Origin of the sequence: Chelatococcus sp. HY11 (assembly GCF_018398335.1) — a bacterium.
Taxonomy (GTDB): domain Bacteria; phylum Pseudomonadota; class Alphaproteobacteria; order Rhizobiales; family Beijerinckiaceae; genus Chelatococcus.
In genome coordinates this window covers 1,310,080-1,328,367 of sequence record NZ_JAHBRX010000002.1, presented here as the reverse complement: position 1 = coordinate 1,328,367, position 18,288 = coordinate 1,310,080, and the positions used below count along the sequence as shown (strand labels likewise).

17 protein-coding genes are annotated in these 18,288 nt (G+C 61.8%); 5 read left to right on the top strand and 12 right to left on the bottom strand.

Going from position 1 to position 18,288, the window contains the following annotated elements; all coding sequences use genetic code 11:
• Positions 1–8 precede the first annotated feature (8 nt).
• On the bottom strand, positions 9–869 hold the full coding sequence (locus KIO74_RS26840) for an ABC transporter permease (protein ID WP_249731493.1): 861 nt from the start codon (positions 867–869) through the stop codon (positions 9–11).
• Between the two features lie 234 nt (positions 870–1,103).
• On the opposite strand from KIO74_RS26840, the gene KIO74_RS26835 reads away from it, so the two are divergent.
• Complete coding sequence (locus tag KIO74_RS26835; RefSeq protein ID WP_213338161.1) at positions 1,104–2,189, top strand: helix-turn-helix domain-containing protein; 1,086 nt, start codon at positions 1,104–1,106, stop codon at positions 2,187–2,189.
• A gap of 314 nt (positions 2,190–2,503) precedes the next feature.
• On the opposite strand, the gene KIO74_RS26830 is transcribed toward KIO74_RS26835, so the two are convergent.
• Genes KIO74_RS26830 through KIO74_RS26815 form a run of 4 tightly spaced genes read right to left on the bottom strand, consistent with a single transcriptional unit; the run spans position 2,504 to position 6,196 of the window.
• Entirely contained in the window at positions 2,504–3,967 is a 1,464-nt protein-coding gene (locus tag KIO74_RS26830; RefSeq protein WP_213338159.1) for an FAD/NAD(P)-dependent oxidoreductase, read from the bottom strand.
• Positions 3,957–4,259, bottom strand: a complete 303-nt coding sequence (locus KIO74_RS26825; protein ID WP_213338157.1) for a (2Fe-2S)-binding protein — start codon at positions 4,257–4,259, stop codon at positions 3,957–3,959. Before KIO74_RS26825 ends, KIO74_RS26830 begins: the two co-directional genes overlap by 11 nt.
• A gap of 19 nt (positions 4,260–4,278) precedes the next feature.
• Positions 4,279–5,076, bottom strand: a complete 798-nt coding sequence (locus KIO74_RS26820) for an SDR family NAD(P)-dependent oxidoreductase (protein ID WP_249731492.1) — start codon at positions 5,074–5,076, stop codon at positions 4,279–4,281.
• Positions 5,077–5,080: 4 nt separating this feature from the next.
• On the bottom strand, positions 5,081–6,196 hold the full coding sequence (locus KIO74_RS26815) for an NAD(P)/FAD-dependent oxidoreductase (protein WP_213338155.1): 1,116 nt from the start codon (positions 6,194–6,196) through the stop codon (positions 5,081–5,083).
• Between the two features lie 212 nt (positions 6,197–6,408).
• On the opposite strand from KIO74_RS26815, the gene KIO74_RS26810 reads away from it, so the two are divergent.
• Positions 6,409–7,290, top strand: a complete 882-nt coding sequence (locus tag KIO74_RS26810; RefSeq protein WP_213338153.1) for a beta-keto acid cleavage family enzyme — start codon at positions 6,409–6,411, stop codon at positions 7,288–7,290.
• 38 nt (positions 7,291–7,328) lie between these two features.
• Here KIO74_RS26810 and KIO74_RS26805 read toward each other — a convergent pair whose 3' ends face one another.
• From KIO74_RS26805 to KIO74_RS26780, 6 genes are all read right to left on the bottom strand, one after another.
• Complete coding sequence (locus KIO74_RS26805) at positions 7,329–8,180, bottom strand: IclR family transcriptional regulator (protein WP_213338151.1); 852 nt, start codon at positions 8,178–8,180, stop codon at positions 7,329–7,331.
• Between the two features lie 189 nt (positions 8,181–8,369).
• Positions 8,370–9,140: an amino acid ABC transporter ATP-binding protein gene (locus KIO74_RS26800; protein ID WP_249731491.1), complete on the bottom strand. Its 771-nt coding sequence runs from the start codon at positions 9,138–9,140 to the stop codon at positions 8,370–8,372.
• Positions 9,130–9,786 carry an amino acid ABC transporter permease gene (locus KIO74_RS26795; RefSeq protein WP_213338149.1) on the bottom strand — a complete coding sequence of 219 codons (657 nt, stop codon included), beginning with the start codon at positions 9,784–9,786 and terminating at the stop codon, positions 9,130–9,132. Before KIO74_RS26795 ends, KIO74_RS26800 begins: the two co-directional genes overlap by 11 nt.
• Entirely contained in the window at positions 9,783–11,087 is a 1,305-nt protein-coding gene (locus KIO74_RS26790; RefSeq protein WP_213338147.1) for a CaiB/BaiF CoA transferase family protein, read from the bottom strand. Before KIO74_RS26790 ends, KIO74_RS26795 begins: the two co-directional genes overlap by 4 nt.
• Positions 11,084–11,989 (bottom strand): dihydrodipicolinate synthase family protein, encoded by a 906-nt coding sequence (locus KIO74_RS26785; RefSeq protein WP_249731490.1) that lies wholly within the window; start codon positions 11,987–11,989, stop codon positions 11,084–11,086. Before KIO74_RS26785 ends, KIO74_RS26790 begins: the two co-directional genes overlap by 4 nt.
• Positions 11,990–12,009: 20 nt before the next feature.
• A complete protein-coding gene (locus KIO74_RS26780; RefSeq protein ID WP_213338145.1) occupies positions 12,010–12,816 on the bottom strand; it encodes an SMP-30/gluconolactonase/LRE family protein in 807 nt (268 codons plus the stop codon).
• A 269-nt stretch (positions 12,817–13,085) separates the two neighbouring features.
• Between KIO74_RS26780 and KIO74_RS26775 the strand changes: the two genes are divergently transcribed.
• Both KIO74_RS26775 and KIO74_RS26770 read left to right on the top strand, forming a co-directional pair.
• Entirely contained in the window at positions 13,086–14,414 is a 1,329-nt protein-coding gene (locus tag KIO74_RS26775; protein WP_213338143.1) for an aspartate aminotransferase family protein, read from the top strand.
• Between the two features lie 57 nt (positions 14,415–14,471).
• Positions 14,472–15,326, top strand: a complete 855-nt coding sequence (locus tag KIO74_RS26770; protein WP_213338141.1) for a transporter substrate-binding domain-containing protein — start codon at positions 14,472–14,474, stop codon at positions 15,324–15,326.
• A gap of 159 nt (positions 15,327–15,485) precedes the next feature.
• Here the strand turns inward: KIO74_RS26770 and KIO74_RS26765 are convergent, their stop codons facing one another.
• A complete protein-coding gene (locus KIO74_RS26765) occupies positions 15,486–16,718 on the bottom strand; it encodes a CaiB/BaiF CoA transferase family protein (RefSeq protein WP_213338139.1) in 1,233 nt (410 codons plus the stop codon).
• A 212-nt stretch (positions 16,719–16,930) separates the two neighbouring features.
• Here KIO74_RS26765 and KIO74_RS26760 point away from each other — a divergent pair, with 212 nt between their 5' ends.
• Complete coding sequence (locus tag KIO74_RS26760; RefSeq protein ID WP_349629245.1) at positions 16,931–17,764, top strand: transporter substrate-binding domain-containing protein; 834 nt, start codon at positions 16,931–16,933, stop codon at positions 17,762–17,764.
• Positions 17,765–18,288 lie beyond the last annotated feature (524 nt).

Below are 18,288 nucleotides of genomic sequence, written 5' to 3'. Positions count from 1 at the left end.
GTTCTTGCTCACACAACCCTGGAAAGTTTGACGTATCGGTCGGTTATCAACATCAGCACACCGACCAGCAGGATCTGCGCCGTCGCCACCGCCGCGAGGGTCGGATCCATCCGGTATTCCAGATAGGACAGCATTGCGACAGGCAATGTGCTGCGGCCGGGGCCGACCAGGAACATGCTGATCTCCAGGTTCTCGAAGCTGGCGATGAACGAGAACATGCACGCCGCCACGATCCCGGGACGCAGCGCCGGCAGGGTGATCCGGCGAAAGATAGTCCAGCCTGAAGCGCCAAGATCTGCCGCCGCTTCCTCGGTTGCGGGGTTAAACTGGGCCAGAGAGGCCATCACCAAGCGGACCGACCAGGGAATGGTCAGCATGATATGAGCGGCGACAAGCCCCCAAAGCGATCCGGTTATGTCGCGGTCCAGCGCTGCCTCGGCGCGGAAATACCCCATATAGATGGCAGCGCCCCCGACGACACCTGGCAATAGCAGCGGCCCCAGAAACAGCATATTGAACAGAGGCTTGAACCGGATGTTCGATCGCCGAAGCCCAAAGGCCGCCAGCGTGCCGGCGATCACCCCGACTATGGTGGACAGGGTGGCGACCTGCAGCGAGGTCAACAATGATTTCAGGAAGTCACCATGCGACCAGGCATTGGCATACCAGCGCAACGAAAAGCCGTCCGGCGGAAACGAGACCATTTCCGCGCGGAAAAAGCTGATCAGAACGACAAATAGCACTGGGAGGAAAATCAAAAGGTAGCACAGCAGCACAGCTGCGCTAAACGCCAAGCGTCCCACACGAGCTTGTATCCTCGCCAGTCCGGCCGAAGGCGCGCGACGGCTGGCCGCTCCGACTGCAGACAATCACTTACACTCCTTATTATGCCCGTCGATGGCCCATGGCCTCTTGTCCGGGCATTTCGCTCTGGATTAAACTCAACTTAGTCGAAGTGCGAGATAGCCCGCGAGTGTTCAGAGCCAGGTTCGCCCAAACCCAAAAAAACTAATTCTCCCCGCAAAAGACGCTGCCTGTAAACGCGCGCGAAGGGTGCGTTTTCCGGTGGCAGGCCGCGTTGAAACTCCCGACAAGGCGGTAAGATGAGCGACCTGGCTCCGGCAAATCCCCCTCCTCCAACGGCGCCGAAAGGAATGCTCCGCGCCGCTGTGGGTGCCGGAGACGGCCGTATCCGGTCGGTTTTCCGGCAGATAGCGACAATGCCCGGAGCCTGCCGGGTACAGCTACCCGGCGGAAGCGATCCTGGACTGACCAGCGTTGAAGTTCCGCTGCCCGCCACGGAAGGCACCGGCTCCTGGCGGTTGATCGCGATGGGAGAGGAGCTCCTGGCGACGGTGACGGATTGCACCTTCAATTCCGAGCGGCGGGGGCTTGTGGTCGCCGACAATCTGGTGGAATTGCATCTAACCCTGGAGGGGCCTGTCGGCCTGTCGGTCGATGGAGCCACTGAGCGCCAAGCCCGCGACGTATCGCTGCTGGCCTGTTTTCCGACCGAGGGGTTTTCCTACGATATCTGGTGTGCGCCGGGAAGTGTGCGATCTCTCGGTCTTTATGTCGATCCCGGTTACATCTCAGGAGTCTGTGGGCTAGGCACACGTAATGGAACGGTCCTGCACCGGCTGCTTTCAGCTCCACCCGGTACGATGAATGTTTTCGATCATCGAATGTCGGTGGCCTTCGTGGACCGGTTGCAGCAACTGTTCGCCATGCGTGTCGAACGGGCGCCTGATTTGTTGAGGACCGGCGCGATTCTACTGGATTTTACCTGCCAGGTTCTAAGCATCCTTGACTCCATGCAGGATGATGGACAGACCTCACATGCATTCCATTCTCGCGACTTGGCGCTCTTGGCGGCAGCCCGCAAGGCGTTGGAGAACGATCTGGCTGCCGAGATCCCTATCGCCGAACTTGCACGGCAGCTGGGGACCAATGCGACCAAGTTGAAGAATGGGTTCCGGCTGCTCTACGGCATGAGCCTGGGCGGATTTCGAACAAGACAACGGATGGAATGCGCGATGCGCATGCTGGCGCGAGATAAGGCTTCCGTTGCAGCCGTAGCCGAAGCCGTGGGCTTCCGCCACCAAGCCAGCCTTACCGTGGCCTTCCGCGCTCATTTCGGGATCACCCCGAGAGCTGCCCGCGCATTGGAGCCCACCGGTGAGACATGAGCTGGATCACGTTGCGACGGCTGTGAGCAACCTGATCAAGGGGATAGACGGATGCACGGGTCGCTCGCGCTGGGATGACAGCCTAGATACTTCGGGCGGTGAGCCAGTCGTCTCGACGATCCGCCTCATAGGCTTCGTCGGACGACAGTTCTCAACCAACAGATCAACAGTGAGGACGACGGGCGAGGTATCCCACTATTCCCCGCCGTCGATCGCCGGACAGTTGGCATCTTCGCCATTTGAGAACACAACCGCCAAGCTTCCCGCGCCGCAGTTTCACGTTCGCGGTGGAACCTAGCGGCTCGCACACCTCGTCAACTTGACGGCAGCGACGGTGGGAGCGGAATGCTCTCGTAATCGGGAACGCCCGTCAGGCATCCGATTTCAACAGGCCGTGCCGGAGCACGGCCGACCATCGGCTCGAAGGTCTCACGCGCGATTCCATGGAGCGAAGCGAGGGCAGAGAGCGTCTCGCCGCACATGCGTCCCTGACAGGGCCCCATGCCGCAGCGCGTCCAGGCCTTGATCTGGCCGATGTTTCGAGCTCCTTCACCGAAGGCCTCGTCGAGTGTGCCCCGGCTGACGTCTTCGCAGCGGCAGACGATCGTCCGCGCCGGCATGACTGCCACCAACCCCGATCGAACCCGGGTAAGGCCAATCGAGGCGCGCCCAAAGCGTGCGGCGGCATTCTGCCTGCGACGCAACGCCGGTGTGATCTGCCTGCCGGCGCCTGGCTTGAGGTCGTCGACCGCAGCAAGCGCGGCGATCTCGCCTCCCACTTCTGCTGCTGCCGCTCCTGCCACACCGGCTCCATCGCCCGCGACATAGAGACCGGCAATGCTGGTGCGCCCAAACGTATCTTTCACCGGCTGCCAGCAATCGTTGCCGTGGTTCCATTCCAGCCGCGCGCCCAGCGCGCGCAGGAATTCCGTGGCCGGCACCAGCCCGTGGCCGACGGTGACGGCATCGACCTCGAAGCGACGTTCCCCGCCACCCGCTGTGCAATGGCCGGCGGCGTCGATTGGCGCGACCGTGACGGCGGTGACGCCAGTTTCGTCGCCCTCGGCCGCCGTGATCGTATGCCGCCAGAGCCAGGGCACTCCGGCGGCCTGAATCCGGCGCATCCAGCCTGCACCCCGCAGCAAGAGATCCGGCCGTCCCAGCATGCCAAGACCGGCCTTCGCCCAATCCAGCCGGCTGTTGAGATCGACGACTGCCGCGACCTCGCCGCCGCCCTTGACGATACCGGCGGCGACTGCGGCCAGGAGCGGTCCGGCGCCGGCAACGACTGTGCGCCGCCCAGGTAGAATGCGCTGGCTTTTCAGCAGGATGGTCGCTGCTGCCAGTCCTATGATGCCAGGCTGGGCGCTGCCGGCAAAGGGCAGGCTGCGCTCGGTCGTGCCCGTGCACAGGATCAGCGCACGCGCGGCGTAGCGTTCCGATCGGCCGTCTGCAACGGCGTCGGCGACAAAGCCTAGATCGTTGTCGCGGCGCAACAGCCAGACCCTACGCCCGAACCGGCAGTCGACTGCACTGGCACGCAGCGACGAACGCAAAGCCTCTCCAGCCAGGAACTCGGGACCGAGCGCTTTGGGATCATCCACCACGAAGGCGGCCGGCAGGGCACGATAAACCTGCCCGCCGGCCTGACGGGCCTCGTCGAGAAGGGTGACCGACAGGCCGGCTGATGACGCGGCCAGCGCGGCGGCGGCACCGGCCGGCCCGGCACCGACGACCAGCACATCCGAGACCTGGAGGTCGGCTGGGTCAATGGCCATCGACGAAGGTCCTTGACCGCAACTCGAGCCCCTCCGACACTTCCAACTGGCAGCTCGCCACGACGTGGGAGGCGCCCGCGGCGTCGATCATCTCGACGACGCATTCCTGGCAGACGCCCATCGCGCAGAACAGGCCCCTGCCGCCACCGCCGGGGCTCGTGCGCAATCGTCGCAATCCTGATGCAAGCAACGCGGCGGCAACGCTCTCGCCGGCGTAGGCCGTTATGGCCTGCCCGTCGATGCGGAAGGTGACCTTCGGCCCACGGCTGATATGGGTGTCTATGCGGAGCATGGGTAGCCGATGCCGTTGGCTACATGCGACCGGCGCAGACGCGCATGCGGTCAGCCGTGATCGAGGACGAAGCGTTCGACGCGTAGAACAACGCGGCCTCCGCGACTTCTTCCGGTTCAACCCAGCGGCGTAGCGCGGCGACGTCCGTATAGTTGACGCGGACGATCTCTTCGGCCGGCCGGCCCTCGGCTTCAGCCCGGCGCGCGATCACGCGTTCCATCAGTTCGCCGTTCACCGCGCCCGGGCACAACGCGTTGACGCGGATGTTGTGCCGGCCAACCTCATGCGCGATGGCTTCGGTCATGCCGATGATGGCAAACTTCGTGGAAGAATAGGCGGCCCGCATCGGATAACCCTTGAGGCCCATCAACGACGACATGTTGACGATGGATCCTCCGCCACGCTTTTTCATCTGCGGGATGGCATACTTCGTCGGCAACATCGTGCCACGGATATTGATGCGTAATGTGTCGTCGAAGGCGGCCATGTCCATATCCTCCGCGTTCATCACAGGCCCCGGAATGCCCGCGCAATTGACGAGAACATCGAGGCCGCCGAAATCCTGTTCGATCCGCGCGAGCATTTGCGCGACCTGCGCATCGTCCGACACATCGCAGACATGGGCCGTCGCGCCGATCTTGTCGGCCGCTGCCTTCAGAACCGGTTCGCGACGGCCGGAGATCGTGACGCGGGCGCCCTCTTCGATGAAGAGCCTGGCAATGGCCTCGCCGATACCTGAACCGCCGCCGGTGACCAGTGCGATCTTGCTCGCCAGTCTGCCCGCCATGATGTCGTCCTTCTGAGTTTTTGTTTGCATGATCTCAGCCCGCGCGGGCCACGGCCGGTTGCTTCACGAACCGGCCGGGATCGAAAAGCGGCAGGTCCGGTTCGCGTCCGAGAATCGCATCCGCGACCAAGGCCCCCAGGCAGGGGCCGATCGTGAAGCCCCCGCGGACGCAGCAGATGGTGAACAACCCGTCCTGTCCCGGCACGGCACCCGCCATCGGCATCACGTCGGGCGATACACTGTCGTAGCCATACCAGCTGCGCACAATGCGCAGGCTGCGCAACGCTGGCAGGGCATGCGCCGCGAAGCGTAAATTATTTGCCAGATTTTCCGCCATCGGTCGCCCAGGTTCACCCGGACTGCCGATCCCCTGCCAGCCACCGCCGATGATGACAGTGCCATTCGGCGCTTGCTTGAGGCTCATCAGCCCTGAGACGTGCCCCACGATGCCATTGAGCAAGGGTGTGGTGCGCTCCGAAACGCTCATCTGGTTGACGCGCCAGCCAATGGGCAGGTCAACGTCGACTTTCTGCAGAAGCGCTCGGTTCCACGCCCCGGCCGCTATCAGAACGAGAGGAGCCGCGTACTGGCCCGACCGGGCCTCGACCCGCCATTCGCCCTTCTGGCGATCAAGGCCTGTCACCTCGTCCCACTCGTTGACCGCAACGCCCAGTGCTTTGAACTTGCGCGCGAAGGCTCGTCCAACCACGCTGGAGCTGGCATAGCCGTCGAGGGGGCAATGGCTGGCGAGCAACACCTTGTCACTCAGCGCGGGTTCGAGTTTCCCGACCTCTGTTTGCGACAGAAAGCGGATTGGTAAACCAACGTCCTGCCGCTCCCGCATGTTTCGCTTCAGCAGTTCCGCTTCGGGTTCAGTGAAGGCGAGGTTCAATCCACCAGGCTGGCGGAAATGCAGGTCGAGACCCAGCCTCTCTCCCATGCCGGCCCACAATTCGGCACCCCGCACGGCATAAGCCATCAAGCTGACGCGTTTGATCTGCAGCGAAAGCGTGCCGGCATTGACGCCGGTGGCGCCCGATCCGAGCGCCCGCGCTTCCAGGACGCGAACGCGCTGCCCGGCTTCCGCAAGCCGCAGCGCCGCCGCGCAGCCCATAACGCCACCTCCGACAACAATGACATCCTGGCCCATCCAGGCAAACTCCATCCGGCCGGAACAGTGCTGGGATCGCGCGGCACGGCGCCTCGTCAAGCCTGTCATCAGTTTTAGATGCAGATCAAATAGATTGTCAATAAATCGCATTGCGGCGGGCTTAAGCAAATTTCGGCCGTTAATGCGCATAAAATATTGATATGCAAAACACTGACTGGTATCCAAAACGCAGAACGCGAGAGGAGGCCTTCATGCGCCCGACAATCCTGACATGCGCTGTGACCGGCAATATGACCACGCTGCAGCAGCATCCAGGACTACCGGTGACGCCGGAACAGATCGCTGACGCCTGCATCGGTGCGGGTCAGGCCGGTGCGGCCATCGCCCATATTCATGTCCGCGAACCAGCCACTGGCGCGCCGAGCATGAACATCGCCTACTATCGCGAGGTTATGGAACGGATCGCCACTGCGGGTTCCGACATCATCATCAACCTCACGACGGGTCCCGGGGGACGCTTCGTGCCGTCTGACGAGGACCCGAAGATCGCGGCACCATCGTCGACGATCCTGCCGCCTGAAAGGCGCGTCGCGCATATTGTGGAGCTGAAGCCCGAGATCAGCACGCTCGACCTCAATACGATGAATTCGGGCGCGGCCGTTGTGATCAACACGCCACGTAACGTCCGAATCATGGCCGAAATGATCAGGGCGTCCGGCGCATTGCCCGAGCTGGAAGTGTTTGATTCCGGTGACATCCATCTCGGCAAGGCCCTGATGAAAGAAGGCGTGCTTGAGGGGCCAGGCGTGTTCCAGATAGTCACGGGCGTACACTATGGAGCCGCCTCGACCCCGGAGACCATGAGCTACATGCGTTCGCTTCTGCCACAGGGTGCGACCTGGGCGGGTTTCGGCATCGGGCGCATGTGCTATCCGATGCTGGCGCAGGCATTTCTACTGGGCGGCCACGTCCGCATCGGGCTCGAGGACGGTGTGTATATCGAGCATGGCCGGCTGGCGCGCGACAATGCCGAACTGTGCGAGAAAGCTGTGCGCATCGTGCGTGATCTTGGCGGTACTTTGGCAACGCCTGCTGTTGCTCGCCAGATTCTCGGTCTGCGCCCCCGGGGCTGATGCTATGCCGGCGCTTCCGCAGCGACGCTCCGGGCGGGTCAGCCCAGATCGTCGGAGCGTCGCGCCGGCGTATAGCCGAGACGGATCGAAATTCGCTGCGCGGCGGCGCGAACTTCCGACAGGTACTGATCCATCCGGGCCTCATCGAACCCGATGTCGGGCCCGGATATGTCAATGGCCGCGACCACCTTGTTCTGCGCATTGAGCACCGGCGCGCAAATCGAGCTGCCACCCGGCTCCAGTATTCCCCGGCTTATGATATAGCCCTGCGCGCCCGCGCGCATGACGCGGTCGAGCAGCGCCTCCAGCGTGGTCGGTGAATACTCGGTCAATGCTTTATAGGGCTGCTGGTCCGGAAACAATTCACCGATTTTGCGCGGTGCGAGGTCGGACAGCAGCAGCCAGCCCATCGGCGTGAGGTGGACTGGAAAGCGCGAACCGACATTGATCGTGCTGACAAAGCCGGAGCGAGAGTGGGCACAGGCCAGATAGAGAAGATCCCGCCCGTCGCGGATTCCAATATGGGATGTAATTCCGGTCGCGTCGCGTAGCAGGTCGAGGTCGGGCTGTGCGGCTTCGATGATGCTCATGCCAGCGAGATAGGAAAAGCCGAGGCTGAGCACTCGCCCGCCGAGCCGAACCTTCTTGGAGTCCGGCTCTGACTCGACAAAACCGGTATATCGCAGCGTGTAGACCAGCCGGAAGGCTGCCGAGCGCGTTATTCCCAGCGCACGCGCGATGTCGGAGATCGACATCGGCTTCTGCGCTTCCGCCAGAGCCTCAAGCACCAGCAGCCCGCGATGGAGACCCGGCACGAAATAGACGCCGTGATTCTTATTGTCGGCCTCGTTGGTTTCGCTAGAGTCGAATTCCCGGCCTTCCCTGACCAACTGTACCCCCTCGTCAGACATCAAACGTTAGAGCGCACGTTTTATATACGAAGCAATTGGCGGTGTGTACCATATTAAAAACGCGATAGACAGTGTTGTCGGTGGTAATTTCGCACCGATATCCAGGGAAAGAGCGCTTTACCGAAGCAGTTGGAATGCGGCCAGGAGCATGGATAAGCCTTAGCGATTTCAATGCGTGTCATTTTGAAAGCGACCGAGGAATGCCATCGTGCGATCGTGCTGCGGGTTGCCCAGCACCTCCCCCGCGGAGCCTTCCTCGATGATGCGGCCACTGTCCATGAAGCTGACCCTATGTGCGACGTCGCGTGCGAAGCGCATCTCGTGGGTGACGATGACCATGGTCGTTCCCTCCCGCGCAAGGTCTGTCATTACCGTCAGCACTTCCTGCACAAGCTCGGGATCGAGCGCCGAGGTCGGCTCGTCAAACAGGATGACCTCCGGTTCCATCGCCAGCGCGCGCGCTATGGCAACGCGCTGTTGCTGACCGCCGGAGAGGTTGCGCGGGAGATTCTCGGCCTTGTCGGCAAGCCCGACCTTGGCGAGCAAGCGCCTGGCGAGCTCCTCTGCCTTCGATCGCGGCATGTTCTTGACCAACCGCGGGCCGCTCATGACGTTCTGCAACGCGGTCATGTGCGGGAAAAGGTCAAACTGTTGAAACACCATGCCCAGCCGCTGGCGATGCTTGTCCTGAACCTTGGCTATCGGCATGGCCGCACTATCGCCGAACGAGAACCTGCTGGTCCCGAAGAGCAGCGTGCCGGCTTCCGGCTCTTCGAGCAGATTGAGGCAGCGCAACAGCGTTGACTTGCCGCAGCCCGACGGACCGATCAGCACCCGCACTTCGCCGCGGCGGACCTGCATGGAGACGCCCCTGAGCGCCTTGTAGTCGCCGTAGGATTTCTCCAGCCCGGAGACTTCGATTACATGATCAGCGGTCAACGCGCGCCTCCAGCTTCTTCGAGAAATGGGTCAGAGGGTAGAGGAGCAGGAAATAGATCAACGCAGCCAGTGTATAGACCTCAAGAGGGCGATAGGTCTGGGCGGTGATCTGGTAGCTCGAATACATGATGTCGGGAACGGCGACGACATAGAGGAGAGATGTGTTCTTCAGCTGAAGAACGCACTGGTTCACAAAGGGCGGCACCATGCGGCGAAGTGCCTGCGGCAGAATAATATGGAGCATCATCCGGGTTTGCGACATACCAAGAGCACGGGCCGCATTCCACTGGCCCTTCTCGATCGAGATGACGCCACCACGGAAGATCTCCGCGCAGAATGCTCCCATGTAGAGAGCAAGGCCCAGACCAGCGGCAATCCATGCCGGGATGCGTACACCGCTCAGGATCGGCAGGGCATAGTAGAACCAGACGATCTGCACCATCAGCGGTGTGCAGCGGAAGAACTGCACATAAGCATTGACCGGCCAGCGCAGTATGGCACGCGGCGACAGCAGGGCTATGCCGCAGACGATTCCGAGCAGCATGCCGACGATGATCGTGCCGATCGCGTAGGAAAGGGTGACGCCGATGGCGCTCAGCCACAGCGAGGGGTCGATCACGGCGCCCCAGTCGAACTGATATCTCATACAACCGTTCCGTTCTTCGAGGCAGCCCCCTCATGGGCGCGAGGGCCGATCGACGGATCGTCCCCCGCGCTGTGCTGCTGATTGTTCGTTGTTGTCGAGGTAACGCGGGCCTGCAGCAGCCCGTCGATTGCGCCGGCGCCGTAGCCGAGTTCCTCAAGTATCGAAAGGCTGTCGGCTCCCATGGCGGGCGGCGCGTTGTCGATGCTCGGACCTCCGCGAGCGAAGCCAAAGCCGGCGACCGGCACGGTGATATCGCGGTCATCGCCGAAGAGGTTTGGGTGTACGTGGGTGAGGCTCGGCCGGGTCGCGACCTGTTCACTCGCCAGCGCTTCGGCCACCGTGCCAACCCGCGCGGCCGGGACGCCAGCCGCGTTGAGACGCTGCTCCCATTCCTGTGCACCTGCGCCGGCGAAGGTTTCGGCCAGCACCTTCCTGCGCTCCGCATCGCGTGCGGGCGAAGCCGTCTGCGTCGCATCTTCCGGTGTCGGGCCAAGATCGGGCCTACCGACCGCGCCCCACAGCCGTTCCTGCTGGCGCCGATTGAGCGCAGCGATCATGATCATGCCATCGCGCGTCCGATAGCAGCTGCCCTCGGCCGTCACGAAATCGTTGCCGCGCGGCGTCGACAGCATCTGACCGGACGCCGACAAGCCTGTGATATTGGAGCTCATCAGCATGAGCGCCACGTCCTGCATCGACACATCGACGAACTGCGGCTCGCCGGTGCGCGCTCGCGCATGAAGTGCCGCAGAGATGGCGAGTGCAGCTGTGGTGCCGGCGGCGTAGTCGATGACGGGCGCCCCGACCTTCAGCGGAGTTACTTCCGGTGTACCGGTGACGGACATCAGGCCGGACGATGCCTGTACGATCCCGTCATAGGCGGTGTATGCGCGCTTCGGCCCTGTCTGCCCGAATCCGGTGATCGAGCAGTAGACGAGGTCGGGTTTCAGCGCGATCGCCGCCTCGTAGCCGAAGCCGAGCGCCTCCAGCGCGCCGGCCCGATAGTTTTCGACAAGGACATCCGCCGTGGCGAGCAAGCGGGCCAGGACTTCCCGTCCGGCTGGCTGCGTCAAATCCAGCGTCAGGGAGCGCTTATTGGAGCCTTGACTGAGATAGTTGGTGCCCATCAGCCGTTGGCCGAGGGAGGGATCGGTTCCGGTTTCCCGCACCTGGTCCGGCCGCTCCGGATGCTCGATCTTGATCACATCCGCGCCGAGAACCGCGAGCTGATAGGCGGCAAACGGCCCTGCCAAAACATGTGTGAGGTCGATGACCCGTATCCCGGCGAAGGCACGTGTCATGCGGAGATCATCTCACAGGCGATCATCGTCTGCCGGAGCCTTTCGAGTTCGGCTCCCCCGAGCGGCATCACCGGATCGCGCGGAACGCCGGCCGGCTGACCCAGAAGGTTGAGCGCGGCCTTGAACGCGGCAGGCCAGGTGCCCGTGCCCATCAGCGCCTGGTAGATCGTGGTCAGGTGCACATGCAGCTTGCGGTAATTTTCGTCGGGAGCGCGGCGCGCGACGTCCATGATCATGCGATTGCGTTCACCGAGCAGCTCAGGCCCGGTGGCTATGAAGCCCTGCGCGCCGAGCGCGACACCCGGCAGAATATAGTGGCATGGGCCGATCAGGACGGCGATGCGTTCGCGGAAACGTTCGATCAGATGGGTATGGTGGAAGAAATCGCGGTTGCTCTCTTTCAACCCGACGATCGGCGCCACACCCAGCAGGGCATCGAGATCGTCGAGAGACAGGTCTATCGAGGTCCGGCGCGGCGAGTTGTAGGCGACGATCGGCAGGTCGACTGCCTTGGCAACAGCCTCGAAGCGGCGAAGCAACTCGTCGCGCGAGGCCTTCAGCACGTAGGTCTGCGGCATCAGGAGCAGCCCGTCGGCGCCCGCGTCGCGAGCCGCTTGTGCATAGGCGACAGACCCACCCGCGCTTGCCGCCGTCGCCCCGCACATGACCGGCACGCGACCGCGCGAGGTTTCGACCGCCAGCCGCGTCAACAGTGCACGCTCCTCGGCGGACAAAGTCCAGCTCTCGCCGTTGTCGCCGGCGACGCAAATCCCGTTGGCACCCTGCGCGATCAACCAATCGACCAACTGCACGAAGGCGTCCTTCATGATCTCGCCATTCTCCGCGAACGGTGTGACCACGGCGGGGATCGCACCGTGCAGGGTTTCGCGTGTCACTTTCATGGAGGAACTCCCTCTTCTTCCTATTTCGCGTCCGCGCCTGCGGAAATGCCGGCCATATCGGCCCGGTAGATCGTGCCGTGCTCAGCCTCGGTGATATAGAGCCATCGGCCCGCGGCATCGAACCGGACCGCCGTCGTCCAGAGGCCGCCCCGGGTGTGGATCTTCGCCACGGGATCGCCCAACGCGTCGAAGACGTGGACACGCCCCGCCTGCGCCTGAGCAACGGCCAGCAGACCACCGGATGTTACGGCAAGGCCGTCTGGGCCCAGGCCGCCTGACAACTGGATATGCAGGCCGACCATGGGATGCACCGGATCGGGCCATTTCCCCATCAGCCGCCAGATCGCATTGGCGCGGGTCGCCGCCACATAGACATAGGCTCCGCCGCCACCGAGCGCGATGCCGTTGGGATAAGGCACGTTGTTCAGGACGAGATCCGGCGTGTCATGCCCCGGTCGCAGCCGGAACAGTCGGCCTGTGGGGTCGCTCAGGCTCGAGCGGCCGGGGTCGCCAAACCAGAGCGCGCCGTCCGGCGCGCGCGCGATGTCCCCCAGGCCGCGGAAGGATTCACTGTTAACCCCGCGGCACAATGTTTCGAGACTCGATGTTTTGCTGTCGAACCGCAGCACACCCTGCCTGTAGTCGGTCAACGCGAACACGCCATCGCCAAGCCAAGCGAGGCCGTGCGGCTCTCCCGCGTAAGAGAATGCCACGCGCCATTCACCATCGGGCGAAACGCTGAACAGTCGGCCGTTTGGTACATCAACCAGCCAGAGATTGCCGGCGTCGTCGAATTCCGGCCCCTCCAGAAAAGAATGCAGCTTCATTCCCGGTCGCGTAACCCGCTCCCACTCGCTCGGAGCCCCACGCGCATGCAGCGCCTTCGGTAGCTGCGTGAAAGGCTCTGCGTTGATCGTGACCGGAAAATCCAAGAGCGCACACCTTCTTGCTCACACATGTGAGGGTTCAGCTTCGTCGCCGCGCCGGCGCCCGTCTGCAAGTCTGACGCTAACGGTTTATGTTTTGTATGGCAACTATTGATTTATATAGGAAACAATGTCAGCTTGCGGCTCGCACATCAGGGAGAAGTGACGACATGACTAGTGTGCTCCACCGCGACCTTAAGATCGGCCTTCCCAAGGTCGTTCGTGGGGAGGGGTGTTATTTGTTCGACTCCGAAGGTCGCTCCTATCTCGACGCTTCCGGCGGGGCCGCTGTTTCATGTCTGGGACACAGTGATGAGCGCGTGATAGCGGCCGTCCGTGAGCAGATCGGCACGCTGCCTTTCGCGCACACCTCGTTCTTCACGAATCAGCCCGCCGAAGCCTTGGCCGAAAAGCTGATCGCCCGCGCTCCCGAAGGCTTCGGCAGAGGCCGCGCCGTCTTCGTGGGAAGCGGTTCGGAAGCGATGGAAGTCGCACTCAAATTGGCCCGCCAGTACCATGTCGAACGCGACGAGACCGCGCGCAGCGTGTTCATCGCCCGCCGCATGAGCTATCACGGCAACACACTCGGCGCGTTGTCGGTGGGCGGGCATATGCAGCGTCGTGCCACATACGCGCCGATGCTGATGAATGTCGAGCACATCCCCGCCTGCCATCCCTACCGCGACATCGAGCCCGGTGAGACGCTGGAAGCCTATGGCTTGCGGCGGGCGGACGAGCTGGAACGCACTATTCTCGCTGTCGGCGCGGACAAGGTCGCGGCTTTCGTCGCCGAGCCGGTATCGGGCGCGACCCTTGGATCGGTACCACCCGTGCCCGGCTACTTCAGGCGCATCCGCGAGATCTGCGACCACTATGGCGTATTGTTCATCGCCGACGAGGTCATGTGCGGCATGGGGCGCACCGGAACTCTTTTTGCCATCGAGCAGGAAGGCGTTTGCCCCGACATTATCACCGTGGCGAAAGGTCTTGGCGCAGGCTATCAGCCCATTGGTGGAATGCTCGCATCCAGGAAGGTGGTCGCCGGCATCGAGGCGGGTTCGGGCACGCTCGCCAACGGCCACACCTACATGAGCCATGCCGTCGCTTGCGCAGCAGCGCTAGCGGTGCTGGAGGCGATTGAAGAGGACGGCCTCGTCGAGCGGGTCGAGAGGATGGGCAGCCTGCTGCGGCGGCGCCTGGAGCGCAGCTTCAGTCAGCATCCGGCTGTTGGCGACATTCGCGGGCGCGGCCTTTTCCAGACGATAGAACTTGTCGCCGACCGTGACGGCAAGATCCCGTTCCCGCGTTCGCGCCGCATCGCCGAGCGATTCCGCGAGCGGGCCATGAGCAACGGCCTGATCTGCTATCCGTCCGCGGGATGTGCCGACGGCGTGCTTGGTGATCACGTCCTTCTGGCGCCTCCCTACATCGTCACGGAAGCCCAGATCGATGAGATTATCGAAAAGATGGAGCAGACGCTGGCCGAGGTGCTCGCGTAACGCCGACGGGCAGAGCCCGGATACGCGGTCAACCATAAACCAAAAGAGGAGTGAACCATGAAACTGACCCGCCGCACGGCGACTGGCCTACTGGTGGCAACCGTTGCGTTTGCGAGCTTCGGCGCCAATTCGCCATCTTTCGCCCAATCCGGCTCGACTTGGGACAATATCGCCAAAACGGGTATTCTCAAGGTCGGCCTGATCCCGAACCGTCCTCCCTACCAGTTCGAGGTCAAGGGCAAGCAGGAAGGCTTGGCGATCCAGATGGGGGAGGATCTCGCGACGGCCTTGTCTAAAGAACTCGGCAAACCGATCGCGATCGAATACGAGAATTCGACCTGGTCCACTCTCGTCCTCGATATCCAGTCGGGCCGTATCGATACCTTCTTCGGCATGTCGGAAACGCCGGAGCGCAAGGCGGCACTCGACATGTTTGGCCCGCTCTATTCCGTACCGGTTGTCGCGATAACGGCCGGTGGTGCCTTGAAGGGTAATACCTGGGAAGCGTTGAATACGCCTGAGACCCGCGTCGCGGTTGTGATGGGCACCACGGATGAAGATGCCGTGCGTAAGTACATGCCGAAGGCCACGATCCGCGCGATGAAGGGCATGGCTGAAGCGATTCTCGACGTGCAGTCCGGCAATTCCGATGCCTTGGTGACCTCCGTCCTTCTCGGCATCAACGCCATGGACAAGAACCCGAACTTCAAGGAGATGACCCTGCTGCAGCCGCCACACGCGCTGCCATCAGGTGGCGGCGCCCGCAAGGATGGGGACGGTCGCTTCACCACATTCGTGCAGAAGTGGTCCGAGGAATATCGCGCCAGCGGCCGGGTCCAGGATGTCATCCTCGAATCCCTGAAGCAGGCGGGTTTCGGAATCGAAGCGATACCTGCCGAGGTTAAATTCTAGAGCCAGCTGATTTTATACGGAACCACCGTGTCATTCCGGGGCGGGCCGAAAGGCCCGAGCCCGGAACCCATGAACACCACGCTTAACCGGGGAGGCACAGTCCGACGCGCCTTCTTCTCAGCGACGTGTTCATGGGTTAATGATGTGGCCTGCCGAGGACTATAGGGGCAGGTTCCGATCCAAGTCCGCTTCCACGGCACTTTCAACGATCAGCCGCTCTATCGTCTCATCGTCATATCCATGCTCACGCAGGATATCACGCGTATTGGCACCGAGCTCTGGTGGAAAAGACGTAATCTCTGGTCCGCCGTGACCGAACATATAGGCCGCGACGGGAACTTCGACCGGGCCGGGAAAGTCTTCCGGCGGAACCATCGACCTGATCACTTCACGATTGTTCAGGCGGGCCTGATCCATCCCCTCCGACAGCGAGCGGACGCGCGAGGCCGGCACATGGTCGGCCAGATGTCTCTCCCAATCCTCCGCGGTTCGGGCCCGCATTTCCGCCTGCAGTATGTCGACCAATGCAGCACGATGAACGTCTTGCGTGTTGACGTCGCTGAAACGGGGATCGGCAGCGATGTCGGGGCGCCCGATCAGGACGCATAAGCGCTCGAATTGTCCCTGCGTACAGCAACCAAGCATGATCAGTTCGCCGTCGCCTGCGACGTAGCAGCTCGCGGCGGCAAGGGGGTGCTCGTTCGCGTGGGGACGGGGTGCCTTTCCACTACGGGTCTGGTTCATGATCGACGTGCTCATCAGCATCAACGCGGTATCATGCATGGCCACGTCGATGAACTGCCCAAGCCCGTCGGCCGAGCGCTGGAACAGGGCGGCCGAGATGGCGAATGCGGCCATAAGACCACTCGAATAGTCGAGCACGGGCGAGCCGCTCTTGATCGGCCCTCCCCCGATCTCCCCGGTGCCCGACATCAAGCCCGAACTGGCCTGTACCACCTGGTCATAGACCTTGCGCGTCGCGTAAGGGCCGCTGCGGCCATAGCCGGACAATGCACAATAGATGAGCCCGGGGTTCGTTTCGGAGACTGCCTTGTAGCCAAGTCCAAGCTCCTCCATGACACCAGCGCGAAAATTTTCGACAACAACGTCCGCATCATCGACGAGGCGCCGCGCCACCGCTGCTCCCTCCTTCGACCTGAGATCGATAGCGATCGAACGTTTGTTGGCATTGAGGCTGAGGAAATGATCGCCCATGAGCCTCCGCCTCAAGTCACGATCGGAGCCGCGACGACGCATATAGTCGCCGAGGCCGGGTTCCTCGACCTTGATCACGTCAGCACCGAGGAGGCCGAGCTGATACGTGCAGAAAGGCCCCGATAACACATGGGTGAAATCGACGATTCTGATACCCGAGAATGCGCGCTTAGCCATTGCCCCTCATTCCATCAAATGTTTCATATAAGAAACAATATTCTACCATTAATCCATTTCTGATCCGAGAATGCCTATATATCATGATCGTATCATTGACATCAGACAGCTAAGTGTTTTTGTATAAGAAATTCAGTTTGGCAATTGAACCAAACGGTGGGGCGCTTTTCGGGAGATCGATCGTGAGCGGAATAGTGTTGAACAGGCGCGGCATGCTTGCTCTGTCCGCATCGGCTGCATTCGCTGGAACCCTTGGCGGAACCGGCCGTGTTTTCGCTCAGGCTCCATCAGCTTGGGATCAGGCCGTTGAAACGGGAAAAGTCCGTTTTGGAATGTATCCCAACCAGGCGCCTTACAATTTTACATTGGATGGCAAGCCCCGTGGCTTCAGGCGCCTCATGGCGGAGGACTTTACAGCCCGACTGAGTGAGAAAGTCGGGAAGCAGCTCGAGGTAGAGGAAGTACCAAGCTCACTCCAGAACATCGTGCTCGACATTCAGGCCAACCGCGTGGATGTGCATATGGGGCTGACGGTTACAGAAGAACGCAAGAAGGCCATCGATATGTTCGGGCCGATCTACATGATGCCTGTGGCTGCCTTTAACAGTACCAGTTTTAACCCAGGCACCAGCTGGGATGACTATGACAAGAAAGGTATCCGCATTTCAGTCATTCAGGGATCGACCGACGAAGCCGCTGCACGCGACCGATTGACCAAGGTGACTTTCCGCGGCTTCAAGAGCGCCGGCGAGGTCGTCCTCGATGTGATTTCGGGAAATGCGGACGCAGCCATCATGGGGCTTCTGCTCGGCATGAACGGCGCCAAGCGCAACCCCAATATCGGCAGCATCATTCCCTTGCAACCGCTCTATGCCCCGGCCTCTGGTGGTGGTTGCCGCAAGGATGGGGACGGCCGTTTCACAAAATTCCTCCAGGAATGGGCCGTTGATCTGCAAACCTCTGGTCGCGCCGCCAAGCTCATCCTCGCATCGATGAACGAGGCGGGCTTGGACGTCAACAAGCTTCCTCCGGGCGCGGCCTTCTAGAATTTGAAGGCACGGAAAAGCGGTTATTGTAAATCGCCCGACCACAGATATTAGTTAAAAACCTTTACAACTGGCGGGAATACAATACCGATGGTTTCGCGACGAGCCTTCAAGCTTCGCACAAAGCGGAAACCCACGCTCTCTTTTTGCCACCGGCTCCAAACGGCACGGCCGCATCGCTTTCATATTGAAACTTCGCTGGATGGCGCTGGCACGAGCTGCCGATGCGTGCCCGACCGAAAGTCACCATCTTTCGGATAAGGTCGTCTCGATCGTTGCGCGAGATTCGCTCGGAACAAGCACTCAGTCAAACAAGAGCAGCGAATCGATTGAGCCCCATTGGTTCCGGCCTGCGATGAGACAGTGAACTCTGACCGCTTGGAAGCAAGAGCTTGCAGCACCTTTGCAAAGGGGCTTATGAGTACTTGTTGTCCGCGGACTGGAGGGATGCGCAACTTGTCCATTGTGACAAGCGATGGTTCCTGGCCGCAGAATTCTGCGGTTCCTGACATTGAACATCATGT

Bases quoted from the DNA above. Each gene is read 5' to 3' on its own strand.
- KIO74_RS26810 (WP_213338153.1), top strand. From the start codon at position 6,409: ATGCGCCCGACAATCCTGACATGCGCTGTGACCGGCAATATGACCACG.
- KIO74_RS26790 (WP_213338147.1), bottom strand. From the start codon at position 11,087: ATGACACGTGCCTTCGCCGGGATACGGGTCATCGACCTCACACATGTT.
- KIO74_RS26815 (WP_213338155.1), bottom strand. From the start codon at position 6,196: ATGGGCCAGGATGTCATTGTTGTCGGAGGTGGCGTTATGGGCTGCGCG.
- KIO74_RS26830 (WP_213338159.1), bottom strand. From the start codon at position 3,967: ATGGCCATTGACCCAGCCGACCTCCAGGTCTCGGATGTGCTGGTCGTC.
- KIO74_RS26820 (WP_249731492.1), bottom strand. From the start codon at position 5,076: ATGCAAACAAAAACTCAGAAGGACGACATCATGGCGGGCAGACTGGCG.
- KIO74_RS26795 (WP_213338149.1), bottom strand. From the start codon at position 9,786: ATGAGATATCAGTTCGACTGGGGCGCCGTGATCGACCCCTCGCTGTGG.
- KIO74_RS26780 (WP_213338145.1), bottom strand. From the start codon at position 12,816: ATGAAGCTGCATTCTTTTCTGGAGGGGCCGGAATTCGACGACGCCGGC.
- KIO74_RS26770 (WP_213338141.1), top strand. From the start codon at position 14,472: ATGAAACTGACCCGCCGCACGGCGACTGGCCTACTGGTGGCAACCGTT.
- KIO74_RS26835 (WP_213338161.1), top strand. From the start codon at position 1,104: ATGAGCGACCTGGCTCCGGCAAATCCCCCTCCTCCAACGGCGCCGAAA.
- KIO74_RS26775 (WP_213338143.1), top strand. From the start codon at position 13,086: ATGACTAGTGTGCTCCACCGCGACCTTAAGATCGGCCTTCCCAAGGTC.
- KIO74_RS26765 (WP_213338139.1), bottom strand. From the start codon at position 16,718: ATGGCTAAGCGCGCATTCTCGGGTATCAGAATCGTCGATTTCACCCAT.
- KIO74_RS26785 (WP_249731490.1), bottom strand. From the start codon at position 11,989: ATGAAAGTGACACGCGAAACCCTGCACGGTGCGATCCCCGCCGTGGTC.
- KIO74_RS26760 (WP_349629245.1), top strand. From the start codon at position 16,931: ATGCTTGCTCTGTCCGCATCGGCTGCATTCGCTGGAACCCTTGGCGGA.
- KIO74_RS26825 (WP_213338157.1), bottom strand. From the start codon at position 4,259: ATGCTCCGCATAGACACCCATATCAGCCGTGGGCCGAAGGTCACCTTC.